We start from the raw sequence: 14,161 nt of genomic DNA, 5'->3' as shown, positions 1-14,161 counted from the left end.
AGAAAAGAAAGGAATCAGAGAACCTTGGCCAGGAACTCGGCCGTGCGCGGATGCTCCGGCGCGTTGAACACCTTGTCGGGCGTGCCGGTTTCCAGGATGCGGCCGCGCTCCATGAAGACGATGTTGTCGGCCACCTCGCGGGCAAAGCCGATCTCGTGCGTCACGATGACCAGCGTGGTGCCCGAGAGCGCCAGCTCCTTGATGACGGCCAGCACCTCGCCCACCAGCTCGGGGTCGAGCGCCGAGGTGGGCTCGTCGAACAGCAGCACCTTGGGCTTGAGCGCCAGCGCCCGCGCGATGGCCACGCGCTGCTGCTGGCCGCCGGACAGCTGGCGCGGATAGGCGTGCGTCTTGTCGCCCAACCCGACGCGCACCAGCAACTCGGAGGCCAGTGCCTCGGCCTCGGCCCGCGAGAGGCCGCGCACCGACACCGGAGCCTCGACGATGTTCTCCAGCACCGTGAGATGCGGGAACAGGTTGAAGCTCTGGAACACCATGCCCACGTCGACACGGCGCTTGAGAATCTCTTTCTCGTGCAGCTCATAGAGCGTGTCGGCGTCGCGGCGGTAGCCGATGAGCTCGCCGTCGATGGCGATGAAGCCGTCGTCCACGCGCTCCAGGTGGTTGATGGCGCGCAACAGCGTCGACTTGCCCGAGCCCGATTGCCCGAGGATCACTGTCACGCTGCCCTTGCCCACGGTGAGCGTCACGTCGTCGAGCACCTTGAGCGCGCCGAAGCTCTTGGAAACGCCATGGATCGTCACCTCGCCGCCCCGCGTGAGCGGGTCGGTCCAGCGCGGCACCTGCTCCGCGGCCTTTGCTGGAGGCGCTTCGACCCCGGGAGCCGCCTGCGGTGCCTTCGTGCGCCGCAGCCCGCGCAGCACTCCGCCCAGCCGGGAAGCCGGCGGATTTCGCAGCGCGCCGCGCGCGAAATGCCGCTCGATATAGTGCTGCGCCACCGACAGCACCGTGAGGATGATGAGGTACCACACCGTCGCCACCATCAGCAGCGGAATCACTTCCAGGTTGCGCCGGTAGATGATCTGGATCGTGTAGAACAGCTCGGGCAGCGCCAGGATGTAGAGGTTCGACGTGCCCTTGGCCAGCCCGATGATGTCGTTGAAAGCCGTCGGCAGGATGGTGCGCATCGCCTGCGGCAACACGATGCGGAACGACTGCCGCCGGCGCGACAGCCCCAGCGCCGCCGCCGCCTCCAGTTGCCCCTGCTCCACGGACAGGATGCCGCCCCGAACGATCTCCGACGCGAAAGCCGCCTGGTTCAGCGTGAGGCCGAGCAGCGCCGCCACGAAGGGGCTGATGAGCTGCGTGGTCGGATACGAGAAGAAGGTGACGTCGGTGCCCGGTATGCCCAGCGTCACCGTCTCGTACAGGTAGCCCAGGTTGTTGATGATCAGCAGCAGCACGATCACCGGCACCGAGCGGAAGATCCAGGTGAACACCCACGACAGCCGCGACAGCAGCGGCGAGCGGGACACCCGCGCCAGCGCCAGCGCGGTACCGAAGAAGAAACCTAAGAGCGCGCCCAGCGCCGTGAGCATCAGCGTGCGGCCGAGCCCTTGCAGCACCGGTTCGGCGAAGAACCACTCGGCGAAAACGCCCCAGCCCCAGCGCGGGTTGGTGAGTGTCGAATGCAGCACGATGCCGATGACCAGCAGCGCGAAGACGGTGCCGGCGGTGCGCGCCGGGTAGCGGGCCGGCACGACGCGGAAATGCGAGTAGTCGCCGTTGGCCGGTGCCGGCGTCGGGGCTACGGGTGCGACGCGCTGCGGTTGCGGCGCGTGGGCCGATGCGGTGTCTAGAACGGTCGTGTTCATCGCCGCGCCGCCTCTGCTGTTGCCGTGACGCGCGTGTTGGCAAGAACCCGTGAGGCGCCCACGTCGAGATGCTTCTCGAACGGCAGCTTGCGCGGCGTCTCCGGATCGTCCGGCGGTTCGAACAATGCGGTGTAGCCGTGGCCCAGGTACAGGCCCACGGCCTCGGGCTGGCGAAAGCCGGTCGTCAGATAGATGCGCTCGTAGCCCTGCCGCAGCACCTGCGCCTCCAGCTCCGCGAGCACCTTGCTCGCCAGGCCCTGGCGGCGCAACGCGCTGTCGGTCCACACGCGCTTCAGCTCGGCGGTGCGCTCGTCGTGACGCATGAATGCGCCGCCGCCGATGGCAACGCCGTCGCGCAGCAGCAGCACGAAGTTGCCACCATGCGATGGTGCAAACAGTTCTGGCGGATAGCGGTCCATCTCGCGCGGGGCACCCGGCTCGCGCAGTACGTCGCCGTAGCGGCTGTCGTACTCGAAGGCCAGGCCTTCGATCAGCGGCTTTGCGCGCGGGTCGAGCGGCGTGGTGTAGAGAAACTGTTCGCTCATCAGGCAGCCTTCCGTACTGCCGGCGTGCCTTGCTGCGCCTCGTAGCGGCTCGCCTTGCGCGGAAGTCCCAGGTGGTCGCGCAGCGTCTGGCCCGGCAGTTCGCGCTGGTAGCGCCCGCGCGCCTCCAGCGCCGGGATCACGAACTCGATGAAGTCGTCCAGCCCCTGCCCCAACACCGGAAAGCCGAGGATGAAGCCGTCGGCCGCGCCCTCGTCCACCCAGCGGATGATCTCGTCGGCAATGCGCTCGCCGCTGCCCACGAACTGCGTGCGCGGCGTTGCCACTTCCAGCGCCACTTCGCGCAGGGTCAGGCCCTTGGCTTTCGCGTTGGCCTTGATGCGGTCGGTGGTCGAGCGGAAGCTGTTGCGCCCGATCTCGCCGAGTTCGGGGAACGGCGCGTCCAGCGCGTACTGGCTGAAGTCGTGGTGGTCGAAGAAGCGGCCCAGGTAGGCCAGCGCTTCGTCGATGGTCAGCAGCTCGCGGATCAGCCGGTACTTGGCCTCGGCTTCTTCCTCGGTGGCCGCGACCACCGGGCCGATGCCGGGGTAGATCTTCACGTCGTCGGCCTGCCGGCCTTGCGCCACCGCGCTGGCCTTTACCTGCCGCAGGAAGTTGCGCGTTTCGTCAAGCGAGGGCGAGTGGGTGAACACGGCGTCTGCGTATTTGCCCGCGAGGCCGACGCCCGCGTCCGACGAACCGGCCTGGAAGATCACCGGCTGCCCCTGCGCCGAGCGCTGGATGTTCAGCGGCCCCGCCACTTCGAAGAAGCGGCCCTTGTGGTCCAGCGTGTGCAGCTTCTCGCGCTCGAAGAACTGGCCGGTCTCGCGGTTGCGCACGAAGGCGTCGTCGTCCCAGCTGTCCCACAGACCCTGCGTCACGGCCAGGTATTCGTCCGCGATCTCGTAGCGCTGCGCGTGCTCCGGGTGCGCGCGGCTGTAGTTCCTGGCGCTGCCTTCCAGCGGCGTGGTCACCACGTTCCAGCCCGCGCGGCCGCCGCTGATGAGGTCGAGCGAAGCGAACTGGCGCGCCACGGTGAACGGGTCGCTGTAAGAACTGGAGACGGTGCCCGCGAGACCGATCTTCGAGGTCACGGCCGCGAGCGCCGAAAGAATCGAGATCGGCTCGAAGCGGTTCAGGAAATGCGGGATCGATTTCTCGTTGATGTAGAGCCCGTCCGCCACGAAGGCGAAGGCGATGCCCGCCGCCTCCGCCTTCTGCGCGGTGCGCACGAAGAAGCCGAGGTTGACGCTGGCATCGGCCGGCCCGCCCGGATGCTTCCAGGAGTTCATGTGGCTGCCGGCCCCTTGCAGCATGACGCCGAACTTGATGTTGCTCATGACGATCGCTCTTGTTGTTTGATGGAGGAAAAGGCTCAGGCCGGCACCGTCTCGCGCGCCCTGGCCAGCAGCTCGACCGAGGCGTGGCGGGCCGCGAAATCGGCGACGGGAATGTCGATGACGAACTCCTCGATGCCGAAGCGCTCGCTCAATGCATCGAGCGCATCGCGCACCTCTTCGCCGGTGCCGGCAATCACATGCGGGCGGCGCTCCTCGGTGCGGTAGTCGCTCACGCCGGCCTGCCGCGCGAACTCCGCTGCGGCCTCGAGGCTGGGCAGGTTGACGGTCTGGCCCGTGGGCAGGTGCACGCGAAAGCTGCGCAGCGCGCCCACCAGTCGGGCGGCCTCCTCGTGCGTCTCGGCCACAAAGGCGAAGAGCGCGAGCAGCGGCGCACGGCCGGCGCGCTCGCGATAGGCCTCGACCGACTGCGCAAGGTTCACCGGGTCGCCGTTGAAGTGCCCCGCATAGACGAATTCCCAGCCGAGCTGCGCCGCGAGCACCGCGCTCTCGGGGCTGCCGCCGAGCAGCACGCGCTGCGGCAGTTGCGGCGGGTTGGGCGTAGCCACAGCGCCGGCCAGCGCATGGCCGTTGGCCACGCCGTCGTGCAGGAAGGCCTCGAGCTCGCTGAGCCGCACGGCAAAGTCTTCGCGCCTGCGGACCGGGTCGTGCAGCCACTGCAGCGCCTTGCTCGTGAGCGGCAGGCCGCCAGGCGCCTTGCCGATACCCAGGTCCACGCGGCCGGGCGCCAGCGAGGCCAGCACGCGGAAGGTTTCTGCCACCTTGAACGGGCTGTAGTGCTGAAGCATGACGCCGCCCGTGCCGATGCGGATGCGCGAGGTCTTGGCGAGCAGGTGCGACGCCAGCACCTCTGGCGCCGAGCCTGCATAGTTCCTGTTGCCGTGATGCTCGGCGAGCCAGTAGCGGCGGTAGCCCAGCCGCTCCGCGCTCTGCGCCAGCGCGATGGTGTGCTGGAACGCCTGGGCGGCGTCCGCGCCTTCAGGGATCGGGCTCTTGTCGAGCAGGGACAGCGAGTAGGACACGGTGTGCGGCGGGAGACGCCCTTGAAAGAATTGCTGCGAATTCTCCCGGGCATGGCGCGCACCGTTTGCGCTGAATTTCTATATCGATATCTGCTGGATGCTCGGTAGCCGGCCACCGATGGCAGTCACGGCAAGGCTAGTGAAGCGGGTGCCGGGGCAGACTGATGGTGAAGACGCATCCCGATCCTGGCACGTCGCGCACCGTCAATGTGCCCTGGTCGGCTTCGATGCTCTGCCGGGAGATCGACAGCCCGAGGCCCAGGCCGGCCCTGCTGTCGTCGTTGGGCTTGAAAGGCACGAACATCTTTGCGACGCCGCCGGGCGGCAGGCCTCCGCAATGGTCTTCCACGTCGATGTGCACGTGGTCGCCGAAGGCGTATGCATTCAGCGTGACCAGCGAGTTGTGTCGCGTGAACTTGAAGGCGTTCTGCAGCAGGTTGGCCAGGGCCGCGTGCAGCAGTTCGCGGTTGGCCAGAACCCCGAGCAACGGGTCCACGGCGCGTACTTCGAGGACTGCGCCTTCGGTGCTGGCGTCGAGCCGCGCCGCGACCTCGACGTCTGCGACGAACGCCGCCACAGGGAAAAGCTGACGCTGGTCGGAGCCCTCGGCCCGCACTTCCGCGGTGGCCCTGCCGATCAACAGGCCGAGCGTGGAAAGGCTGCGCTTCAGGACCGCACCGGTAGCGCCGCCGATCGGCATGTTGCCCAGCTCGAGCGCCCGAACGGCGAGCGTGGCGGTGCCGAGCGCGTTGCGCAGTTCGTGAACCAGAAAGCCCAGCCGCTGCTTATCGAACGCCGTTCGCTGTACAGCCAGTTGAGCATCGCGCTGAAAGCTGAACTCGGTGACGGCATCCGCAATGGCGTTGTCCAGGCAGCGGTTCAGCGTACGAAACTCGGCCACGGCAAAAGGCGCGTTGCGCTCGAATGCCAGGTCGGTGATCGCCTGGCAAAGATCGCCGTAGTCGTGAACCACCTGGTCGACCGTGTAGCCGAGGTCCAGCAGCGCCTTGCCGTGCGCGGTGGCGCTCAACCCTATTTCGGACAGCGCGCGCGAGTCACCGCCTGAGGGACCCGATATGGCGATGCTGGCAGCCTCGTTGTCATCGCTCTCCGCCCCCAGTGTTCGCGTGAGCTGGTCCAGGAACATCGGCACACCGTGGGCCAATTGCTGCTCCGTTGCCGCACGCTGGTGGCGTTGGGCAACCTTCAGTTTGCACCTGGCGACCAGTTCGTCGCGGTTGCCGAAAAGAAAACGATGCATATACGGTGCTCCTGGCGAATTGCGACCGGCCTCAGGCCTGAGGAGCCTGGGCGTCCAACGCGGCAGCAAACCACCGGAAGATGTTGCAGCGCCTGTTGCCCAGCCGCACGAACAGATAGCCGGACTCCGCATTGCCCAGAGCATCCAACGGAATACCGGCGCAGCGCAGCGCCGCCATCTCGTCGTCCGAGGCGATGTCCAAAGGCAGCCTGAGCGTCACCGTGGCGGTGTGCATGAATCTCTTGACCATGGCCAGGCTCAGTGCCTTCCGGTCGAGGCGGCCCGGAACTTCCGGGGGGTCGTGGTTTGCATGTCGAAGTCCTCCTGGACAGCAGTGGCGGGCATTCACGCTAACCAGAAAGAAGCACTTGCACCGTTCGCCAGCGCACCGAACGGCCTCCAAAAATGAATAATCGGTGTTCTGTACGCCACCGCACAGACACACGGGACTGCACCGCGGAATCATGTGAACTTTGGAAGGCCACTCCAGTCATGGCATTGCTCCCGCGTTCGTCCTCTCCGCCTGCCGCCACCGCGCAAAATGGCCTGCTGGAAGTCATCCCGCCTGACGTGGTGGCCCGGATGAAGCCTTTCCTCGAGCTGGTGCAACTGAGCCTGGGCGAGGTGCTCTACGAGTCGGGCGCAGTCCAGCAGCACGTGTTCTTTCCGATCGACTGCATCGTCTCGCTGCTGTATGTGCTGGAGAACGGGCAGTCCGCGGAAATCGCCGTGGTGGGCTTCGAGGGCATGGTGGGCGTGTCGCTGCTGATGGGCGGGGGCAGCACGCCCAACCGCGCGGTGGTGCAGAGCGCCGGCCGTGCCTTTCGCCTGGGCGCGAGCCACATCAAGGAGCTGACCGACAAGGGCGGCCCGCTGCTGCACCTGCTGCTGCGCTACACCCAGTCGCTCATCACGCAGATGTCGCAGACGGCCGTATGCAACCGGCACCACTCGCTGGAACAGCAGCTGTGCCGGTGGTTGCTGCTCAGCCTGGACCGCCTGCCCGGCAACGAGCTGGTGATGACGCAGGAGCTCATCGCCAACATGCTCGGCGTGCGCCGCGAAGGCGTGACGGAGGCCGCGGGCAAGCTGCAGCGCCTGAACCTGATCAAGTACGCGCGCGGCCACATCACGGTGCTCGACCGCAGCGGGCTGGAGCGGCAGGTGTGCGAGTGCTACGAAGTGGTCAAGCGCGAGACCGAGCGGCTGCTGCCCCAGCCGCCGGCCATCTGAGCCTGGGCACGCGCGTGGGTGCGGCGGCGCACAGAGAGCGGCGCACCGGCAGGCAAGAATGCGTCGGCCGCCGCTTTCCTCGCAGCGCGTGCGCTCCTGGCTCTTTCCTCTCATCGACAGGCAGCTACTTGACATCTGATCCGTCGACCCCCGTGCTCAACCGGCTGCTCCAGGCCTTGCCGCCTGCGGACCGCGCGCGCCTGCTCGCGCGCTGCGACCAGGTGCAGCTGGTGGCCACGCAAGTGCTGTATGAACCGGGTGACGCCATCCGGCACGTTCACTTCCCCACCACCGCCTTCGTGTCGCTGGTGTCCACCGCCGACGGGCACGACGGCCTGCAGACCGGCATGGTGGGCAACGAGGGCGTGCTGGGCTACGAGCTGTCGCTGAACGCGCAGCGCGCACCGCTGCGCACCCTGGTGCAGGGGGACGGCCTCGCATGGCGGCTCTCGGCGAAATCGTTCGAACAGGAACTGGCGGACAGCACGCCGCTCAGGCGCGTGCTCCACCGATACGTGTGCGTGCTGCTGGCCGAATTCGGCCGCTCGGGGCTGTGCCATCAGTTCCACCAGATCGAGGAGCGCCTGGCGCGCTGGCTGCTCACCACGCAGGACTGCGCGCATTCGGCGCACCTGGCGCTCACGCACGAGGTGCTGGGGCGCATGCTGGGCGTGCGGCGCGTCGGCATCACCAACGCTGCGACGGCACTGCACACGCGCAGCCTCATCGACTACCGCCGCGGCGTCATCACCATCACCGACCGCCAGGGGCTGGAGAACGCGGCCTGCGACTGCTACCGCGCCAACCGGCGCAGCTATTCGGACCTGATTGCCGGGGGATAGCCGAAGGCCCCGTCGGTCCGTTCACTGCGGCTCATCGTCCATGCGCGGCTGCGACTCCCTCGTCAGGGTCTTGGCCAGCAGCCGCAAGGTGCTTGCGCAGGCCGAGGTGGCCTCGGAAAGAACGGCTCCGCGCCGGTAGGCCAGGCCCAGGTCCATCGAGGGCACCGCGCTCGACACCACCGTCCTGCGGATTCGCCCGCCGTCGTGAGACCAGGGGCGAAACACCAGGTCGGACAGGATGGTCACGCCCACGTTCTGCGCGACGAGGCTGCGCACGGCCTCGATCGACTTGGTGCGGAACACGACCTTGGGCTCGAGCTTCATCTCGCCCCAGTAGCGGCCCACGGTGTCCACGTGCTCGTCCATGTCCAGCAGCACGAAGGGCAACTGGGCGATCTCACGCAGCGGCACCGACTTCTGCGCCACCAGCGGATGGTCGAACGACGTCCACAGGCGGCGCTGCGACTTCAGCAGGTTCTCGCGCCGGATGTCCGATGCGCGAGAGAGGTTCGACACCAGCACCACGGCCAGGTCGAACTCGCCGCTGCGCAGGCCGTCCTCGATCTCGAGCCGGTTGCGCTCCACGGGCTCGAACTCGACCAGCGGCAGTTGCCTTCGCATCGCACCGATGATCTTCGGCAGCATGTATTCGGACACCGTGTCTGTAATGGCGATCTGCACCCGCCCCTCGACCGAGGACACCGAGTTGCGCGTTTCCTCCACCGCCGCGTCGAGCGTGTGCAGCATGTGCTCCGCATGCCGAAGAAAGCCCTCGCCCTGCACCGTGAGCCGCAGCCCGTCCGCGTGCCGCGTGAAGAGCTGCACCTTCAGCGTGGACTCCAGGTTCTTGAGCGAAGTGGTCAACGAGGGCTGGCTCACATAGCAGCGCTGGGCCGCCCGGGACACCTGGCCCGTGTGCGCGGCAGCCACGAAGTGCTGCAGCTGCTTGATGGTGATGGACATAGATACGTCCTATATCGCTCTATTGAAAATAGATATTATGAATTGTCGATGGTAGTTCCTAACATCCGGGCACCACGCCATGTCAGGCGTGTGACGAGGACGCCGCCCGTTCCATCAGCAGTAGGACGAAAAACCCATGCCATCGACATCGCAGACATCCGCCGGCCCCGGCGCCCGCACTCCCGTACCCCAAGACGCCCCGTCCGATGCGGGGCTGTTGAGCCGCCTGGGCCTGCGCTTCACGGCCTGGGCCGAGCGCTGGTTCCCCGATGCCTTCGTGTTCGCGGCCATCGCCGTGGTGGTGGTCGCGGGCGCCGCTCTGCTGAACGGGTCCAGCCCCCAGGCGGTGGCCAAGTCCTTCGGCGACGGCTTCTGGAGCCTCATTGTCTTCACGATGCAGATGGCGCTGGTGGCCATCGGCGGCTATGTGGTGGCGACCTCGCCGCCGGCCGCACGGCTCATCCGCAAACTGGCCGCGCTGCCCGTGTCGGGGCGCCAGGCCATCGCGTACGTGGCGGCGATCAGCATGATCCTGTCGCTCTTCAATTGGGGCATTTCGCTGATCTTCAGCGCGCTCTACGTGCGTGCGCTGGCCGGCCGCCTCGACCTGCGCATGGACTACCGTGCAGGCGGCGCGGCCGCCTACCTGGGCATGGGTGCGACCTGGGCGTTGGGTCTCAGTTCGTCGGCGGCGCAGTTGCAGGCCAACGCCAGCAGTCTGCCCAAGAGCATTCTTGACATCACCGGCGTGATCCCGTTCAGCCAGACCATCTTCCTGTGGCAGTCGATCATCATGGCGCTGGTGCTGATGGTCGTGTCGGTGGCCATCGCGCTGTGGTCGGCGCCCGACGCGAAGAACGCGGTCACGGCGCAGGACCTGGGCGTGGACCTCACGGAAGCCAGGCCGGCCGTCACCGATTCCGCCACGCGCCGCCCCGGCGAGTGGTTCGAACGCAGCCCGTTGCTCACGCTGCTGCTGTGCGCGCTGGGCTTCGGCTGGCTGGCGCAGGAGTTCATGGCCAAGAGCCCGCTGATCGCGATCTCGGGCCTCAACACCTACAACCTGCTGTTCCTCATGATCGGGCTGCTGCTGCACTGGCGCCCGCGCAGCTTTCTCGACGCGGTGTCGCGTTCGGTGCCGTCGACGGCGGGCGTGATCATCCAGTTTCCGCTGTACGGTGCCATCGCGGCCATGCTGACCGCCGCCAAGGGCGCCGGAGGCATCACGCTGTCGGACCGCATCGCGCACCTGTTCGTGAGCATCTCCAACGTCGACAGCTTCGCGGTGGTGATGGGCGCGTATTCCGCCCTGCTGGGCTTCTTCATTCCCTCGGGAGGCGGCAAGTGGATCATCGAGGCGCCTTACGTCATGCAGGCGGCCAACGACCTGAAGGTGCACCTGGGCTGGGCCGTGCAGGTCTACAACGCGGCCGAGGCGCTGCCCAACCTGATCAACCCGTTCTGGATGCTGCCGCTGCTGGGCGTGCTCTCGCTGAAGGCACGCGACATCGTGGGCTTCACTTTCCTGCAGCTGCTGGTTCACGCACCGTTGGTGCTCTTCATGCTCTGGTTCTTCGGCCGCACGCTGAGCTACGTCGCGCCGGTGATTCCCTGATCCAGTCGGGTTCTGGATGCAAGTGACGACGACAACACCGGCAACGCAAACCCGGCAGGGCTACTGCACGCTCTGCCGCTCCCGCTGCGGCACCCTCAACGAGGTGCGCGGCGACATGCTGGTATCGGTACGGCCCGACCCCTCGCACCCTACCGGCCAGGCGATGTGCATGAAGGGCAAGGCCGCGCCCGAGCTGGTGCACAGCCCGCACCGCCTGCGCTACCCGATGCGCCGCACCAGGCCCAAGACCGAAGCGGACCCGGGCTGGTTGCGCATCGGCTGGGACGAGGCGCTGGCCGAGACCGCGCAGCGCCTGGGCGCCATCAAGGCCGAGAGCGGCGCCGAGTCTGTGGTGTTCGCCGTGACCACGCCCAGCGGCACGCCGCTGACGGACAGCATCGACTGGATCGAGCGCTTCGTACGCCTCTTCGGCAGCCCCAACATCTGCTATGCGACCGAAGTCTGCAACTGGCACAAGGACTTCGCGCACGCCTTCACCTTCGGCTGCGGCATGCCCGCGGCCGACTACGCGCAGGCCGAACTGATCGTGCTGTGGGGCCACAACCCCGCCAACACATGGCTGGCACAAGCCAATGCCATCGGCCGGGGCCGCGCGAACGGGGCGAAGATGGTGGTGATCGATCCGCGCCCCACGGCGCTCGCGCGTCAGGCCGACAGCTGGCTGCCCGTGCGGCCCGGCACCGATGCGGCGCTGGCGCTGGGGCTGATCCACCTGCTGATCGCGGACGCGCGCTTCGACGAAGACTTCGTGCGCGCGTGGACCAATGGCCCGTTGCTGGTGCGCGGCGACAACGGGCACTTCCTGCGCGAGCGTGACCTGTGGCCCGATGCCGAGGGCGACCGCTTCGTGGCGTGGAACGACGCGCTGGACTGCGCGGTGCCCTACGACACCGCACAGGCGGCGCAAGCCCAGGACGCAGCCCACTTCCGCCTGCGCGGCGCGGTCCAGATCGACATGGGCGCACAGCGCCTGTCGTGCGCTCCGGCTTTCGAGCTGCTGGCCCAGGGCTGCGCCGCCTATTCCCCGCAGGATGTCGAACGCATCACCGGCGTTGCCGAAGCTTCATTGCGTGCGGTCGCCGAACTTTTCGGCACCTGCCGCCGCGTGGCCTATCACGCCTGGACCGGCATCGGCCAGCATACCAACGCCACACAGGCCGAACGCGCGGTCGCCACGCTGTATGCGCTGTGCGGCAGCTTCGACCGCATCGGCGCGAACCGCGTTCGTGTCGGTCCGCGCGTCAACGCCGTCAACTCGCTTTCGCTGCTGCCCGACGCGCAGCGCGCCAAGGCGCTGGGCCTGGCGAAGCGTCCGATCGGCCCTCCCTCTCAAGGCTGGGTGACGGCGCGCGGCACCTACCGCGCGATTCTCGAAGGCGAGCCTTACAAGGTGCGCGCGATGATGGCCTTCGGCACCAACCTGCCCGTGTCGCAGGCCGACACCGCGCTCGCGCACCGGGCGCTTTCGCAGCTCGAATTCCACGTGCACTGCGACTTGTTCGAGACACCCGCCGCCCGCTACGCCGACATCCTGCTGCCGGTCAACACGCCATGGGAGCGCGAAGGCCTGCGCATCGGCTTCGAGATCGACGACCGCGCGGCCGGCTGGGTGCAGTTGCGCCAGCGCATGGTTGCGCCGCGCGGCGAATCGCGCTCGGACAACGATGTGGTCTTCGAACTGGCCACCCGCCTCGGCATGGGTGACGGCTTCTTCGGCGGCAGCCTCGACGCCGGCTGGAACCACATGCTCGAACCGCTGGGCCTCACGGTCGACCAGTTGCGCGCGCGGCCCGAAGGCATTGCCTGCGCCATCGACGCAAGCGAGCAGAAGTTCGCCCGCGCCACGCCCACCGGCGTGCGCGGCTTCGACACCCCGACGCGCCGCGTCGAGCTCTATTCCGAAACCCTGCTGCGCCACGGCCAGCCGCCGGTCGCCACCTTCGTCGAACCGGCCGACACGCCGCGCGACGCGAATGCCACGCGCCAGGGCCGCTTCCCCTATGTGCTGAGTTCGGCCAAGAACGGCTTCTATTGCCACAGCCAGCACCGCAGCCTGCCTTCGCTGCGCAAGCGCGCGCCCGATCCGGTGGCCGAACTGAGTCCCGCGCTGGCGGCGGCAAAGGGCATCGTGGAAGGCGACTGGGTGCGCATCCGCACGCGCGTGGGCGAGGCGCGCTTCGTCGCACGCGTCACGCCCCAGATGGCGGACGACGTCATCGTGGCCGAATTCGGCTGGTGGCAGGGCTGCCCCGAGCTCGACCGCGACAGCCTGCCGGTCGAGGGTGCGCTGGGCAGCAACTTCAACGCGCTCATATCCGCCGACAGCTGCGACCCGGTGAGCGGTTCAGTGCCGCATCGCTCCTTTCTCTGCGACATCGAACGCGACCCGGCTACCGGAACGCGGCAGCGCAAGTGGGCCGGCTACCGTCCCTTCCGCATCAGCGAGCTGCGGCCCGAGGCAGAGGGCGTGCTCGGCATCCACTTCGAACCGGCCGACGGCGGCGAGTTGCCCGACTACCGCCCCGGCCAGCACGTGGAGATGCAGCTGCATCTGGACGATGGCACGCAAGTCACGCGGGCCTACTCGCTCACGGGAGCGGCCGAGGTGCCGGGCCGGCGCAGCTACAGCGTGGCCGTGCGCCACCAGCGCGGCCACTCGGCCGAGGGCACGCCGTTCGAGGGGCGCGTGTCGAGCCACCTGCATCGCGCGCTGAAGGTCGGCGACACCCTTGCGCTGCGTGCGCCGTCAGGCGGCTTCGTGCTGCCGCGCCGCTCGCCGCAACCGCTGGTCTTCTTTGCGGGCGGCATCGGCATCACGCCCTTCATCAGCCTGCTCGAATCGTTGCCCGATGGCGCTCAGGGGCCTGTCATCTGGCTCTACTACGCCAACCAGAACGGCACGACGCACGCCTTTCGCGAGCGCATTGCGCAGCACCGCGCACGGCTGCCGCAGTTGCGGGTCGTCGACCACTACAACGCGGCACAGCCGCAGGAGCGTATGGGCATCGACTACCAGTCGGACCGCTTCATCGACGCGAGCGTGGTGGACGACGCGCTGATCGCACAGCGCGCCCGCTTCTACATGTGCGGACCGCCCGCCATGATGGACGCCGTGACCGCCGGACTGGTGGCGCGGGGCGTTCCGCGCTTCGACATCTTCAGCGACGTTTTCCGCTCGCCAGCCGTGCCGCCCACCGATGGCGACCAGTGCTTCACCGTCAGTTTCGCGCGCTCGGGCCATGCCCCCGCGACATGGACGCCCAGGCAGGGCACGCTGTTGAACTTTGGCGAATCGCTCGGCCTGCGGATGGCCAGCGGCTGCCGCGTGGGCCAGTGCGAGAGCTGCGCCGTGCGCCTGTTGGCAGGCAAGGTCCGCCACCTGCACGGCAGCGAGCCTGAAGACCCGTCCACGTGCCTGACCTGCCAGGCCGTCCCCCTCGAAGACGTGGTGCTCGATGCATGACTGCAG

The 14,161-nt window shown here is 67.8% G+C and carries 11 protein-coding genes; 4 read left to right on the top strand and 7 right to left on the bottom strand.

The features are described from left to right. Nucleotides 1-14: 14 nt before the first annotated feature. The 6 genes from QRN67_RS03110 to QRN67_RS03085 form a co-directional block, all read right to left on the bottom strand. Entirely contained in the window at nt 15-1,835 is a 1,821-nt protein-coding gene (locus QRN67_RS03110) for an amino acid ABC transporter permease/ATP-binding protein (protein WP_285410400.1), read from the bottom strand. Then, on the bottom strand, nt 1,832-2,380 hold the full coding sequence (locus tag QRN67_RS03105; RefSeq protein WP_285410398.1) for a GNAT family N-acetyltransferase: 549 nt from the start codon (nt 2,378-2,380) through the stop codon (nt 1,832-1,834). The genes QRN67_RS03110 and QRN67_RS03105 overlap by 4 nt, the downstream gene beginning before the upstream one ends. Next, entirely contained in the window at nt 2,380-3,717 is a 1,338-nt protein-coding gene (locus QRN67_RS03100) for an LLM class flavin-dependent oxidoreductase (RefSeq protein ID WP_503010862.1), read from the bottom strand. The genes QRN67_RS03105 and QRN67_RS03100 overlap by 1 nt, the downstream gene beginning before the upstream one ends. A 35-nt stretch (nt 3,718-3,752) precedes the next feature. Continuing rightward, nucleotides 3,753-4,757 (bottom strand): LLM class flavin-dependent oxidoreductase, encoded by a 1,005-nt coding sequence (locus QRN67_RS03095; protein ID WP_285410396.1) that lies wholly within the window; start codon nt 4,755-4,757, stop codon nt 3,753-3,755. 136 nt (nt 4,758-4,893) lie between these two features. Continuing rightward, nucleotides 4,894-6,018: a sensor histidine kinase gene (locus QRN67_RS03090; RefSeq protein WP_285410395.1), complete on the bottom strand. Its 1,125-nt coding sequence runs from the start codon at nt 6,016-6,018 to the stop codon at nt 4,894-4,896. A gap of 31 nt (nt 6,019-6,049) precedes the next feature. After that, a complete protein-coding gene (locus QRN67_RS03085) occupies nt 6,050-6,253 on the bottom strand; it encodes a hypothetical protein (RefSeq protein WP_285410394.1) in 204 nt (67 codons plus the stop codon). Between the two features lie 257 nt (nt 6,254-6,510). Here QRN67_RS03085 and QRN67_RS03080 point away from each other — a divergent pair, with 257 nt between their 5' ends. Further along, nucleotides 6,511-7,251, top strand: a complete 741-nt coding sequence (locus QRN67_RS03080) for a Crp/Fnr family transcriptional regulator (protein ID WP_285410393.1) — start codon at nt 6,511-6,513, stop codon at nt 7,249-7,251. A gap of 128 nt (nt 7,252-7,379) precedes the next feature. After that, nucleotides 7,380-8,093, top strand: a complete 714-nt coding sequence (locus QRN67_RS03075) for a Crp/Fnr family transcriptional regulator (protein ID WP_285410392.1) — start codon at nt 7,380-7,382, stop codon at nt 8,091-8,093. Nucleotides 8,094-8,114: 21 nt separating this feature from the next. On the opposite strand, the gene QRN67_RS03070 is transcribed toward QRN67_RS03075, so the two are convergent. Then, complete coding sequence (locus tag QRN67_RS03070) at nt 8,115-9,056, bottom strand: LysR family transcriptional regulator (protein WP_285410390.1); 942 nt, start codon at nt 9,054-9,056, stop codon at nt 8,115-8,117. Between the two features lie 136 nt (nt 9,057-9,192). On the opposite strand from QRN67_RS03070, the gene QRN67_RS03065 reads away from it, so the two are divergent. Together QRN67_RS03065 and QRN67_RS03060 are read left to right on the top strand one after the other, a co-directional pair. Continuing rightward, on the top strand, nt 9,193-10,671 hold the full coding sequence (locus QRN67_RS03065; RefSeq protein ID WP_285410388.1) for a short-chain fatty acid transporter: 1,479 nt from the start codon (nt 9,193-9,195) through the stop codon (nt 10,669-10,671). 16 nt (nt 10,672-10,687) lie between these two features. After that, the gene (locus QRN67_RS03060) at nt 10,688-14,155 is read left to right on the top strand and encodes a molybdopterin-dependent oxidoreductase (RefSeq protein WP_285410386.1); all 3,468 of its coding nucleotides are present in this window, start codon (nt 10,688-10,690) and stop codon (nt 14,153-14,155) included. The last annotated feature ends 6 nt before the right edge of the window (nt 14,156-14,161 follow it).

Origin of the sequence: Variovorax sp. efr-133-TYG-130 (assembly GCF_030208835.1) — a bacterium.
Taxonomy (GTDB): Bacteria; Pseudomonadota; Gammaproteobacteria; order Burkholderiales; family Burkholderiaceae_C; genus Variovorax.
This window is presented reverse-complemented; position numbering and strand designations above follow the sequence as displayed.

Coding starts and splice junctions, on each gene's coding strand:
- QRN67_RS03100 (WP_503010862.1), bottom strand. CDS start 3,717: ATGAGCAACATCAAGTTCGGCGTCATGCTGCAAGGGGCCGGCAGCCAC.
- QRN67_RS03085 (WP_285410394.1), bottom strand. CDS start 6,253: ATGCACACCGCCACGGTGACGCTCAGGCTGCCTTTGGACATCGCCTCG.
- QRN67_RS03080 (WP_285410393.1), top strand. CDS start 6,511: ATGGCATTGCTCCCGCGTTCGTCCTCTCCGCCTGCCGCCACCGCGCAA.
- QRN67_RS03060 (WP_285410386.1), top strand. CDS start 10,688: ATGCAAGTGACGACGACAACACCGGCAACGCAAACCCGGCAGGGCTAC.
- QRN67_RS03090 (WP_285410395.1), bottom strand. CDS start 6,018: ATGCATCGTTTTCTTTTCGGCAACCGCGACGAACTGGTCGCCAGGTGC.
- QRN67_RS03105 (WP_285410398.1), bottom strand. CDS start 2,380: ATGAGCGAACAGTTTCTCTACACCACGCCGCTCGACCCGCGCGCAAAG.
- QRN67_RS03065 (WP_285410388.1), top strand. CDS start 9,193: ATGCCATCGACATCGCAGACATCCGCCGGCCCCGGCGCCCGCACTCCC.
- QRN67_RS03070 (WP_285410390.1), bottom strand. CDS start 9,056: ATGTCCATCACCATCAAGCAGCTGCAGCACTTCGTGGCTGCCGCGCAC.
- QRN67_RS03110 (WP_285410400.1), bottom strand. CDS start 1,835: ATGAACACGACCGTTCTAGACACCGCATCGGCCCACGCGCCGCAACCG.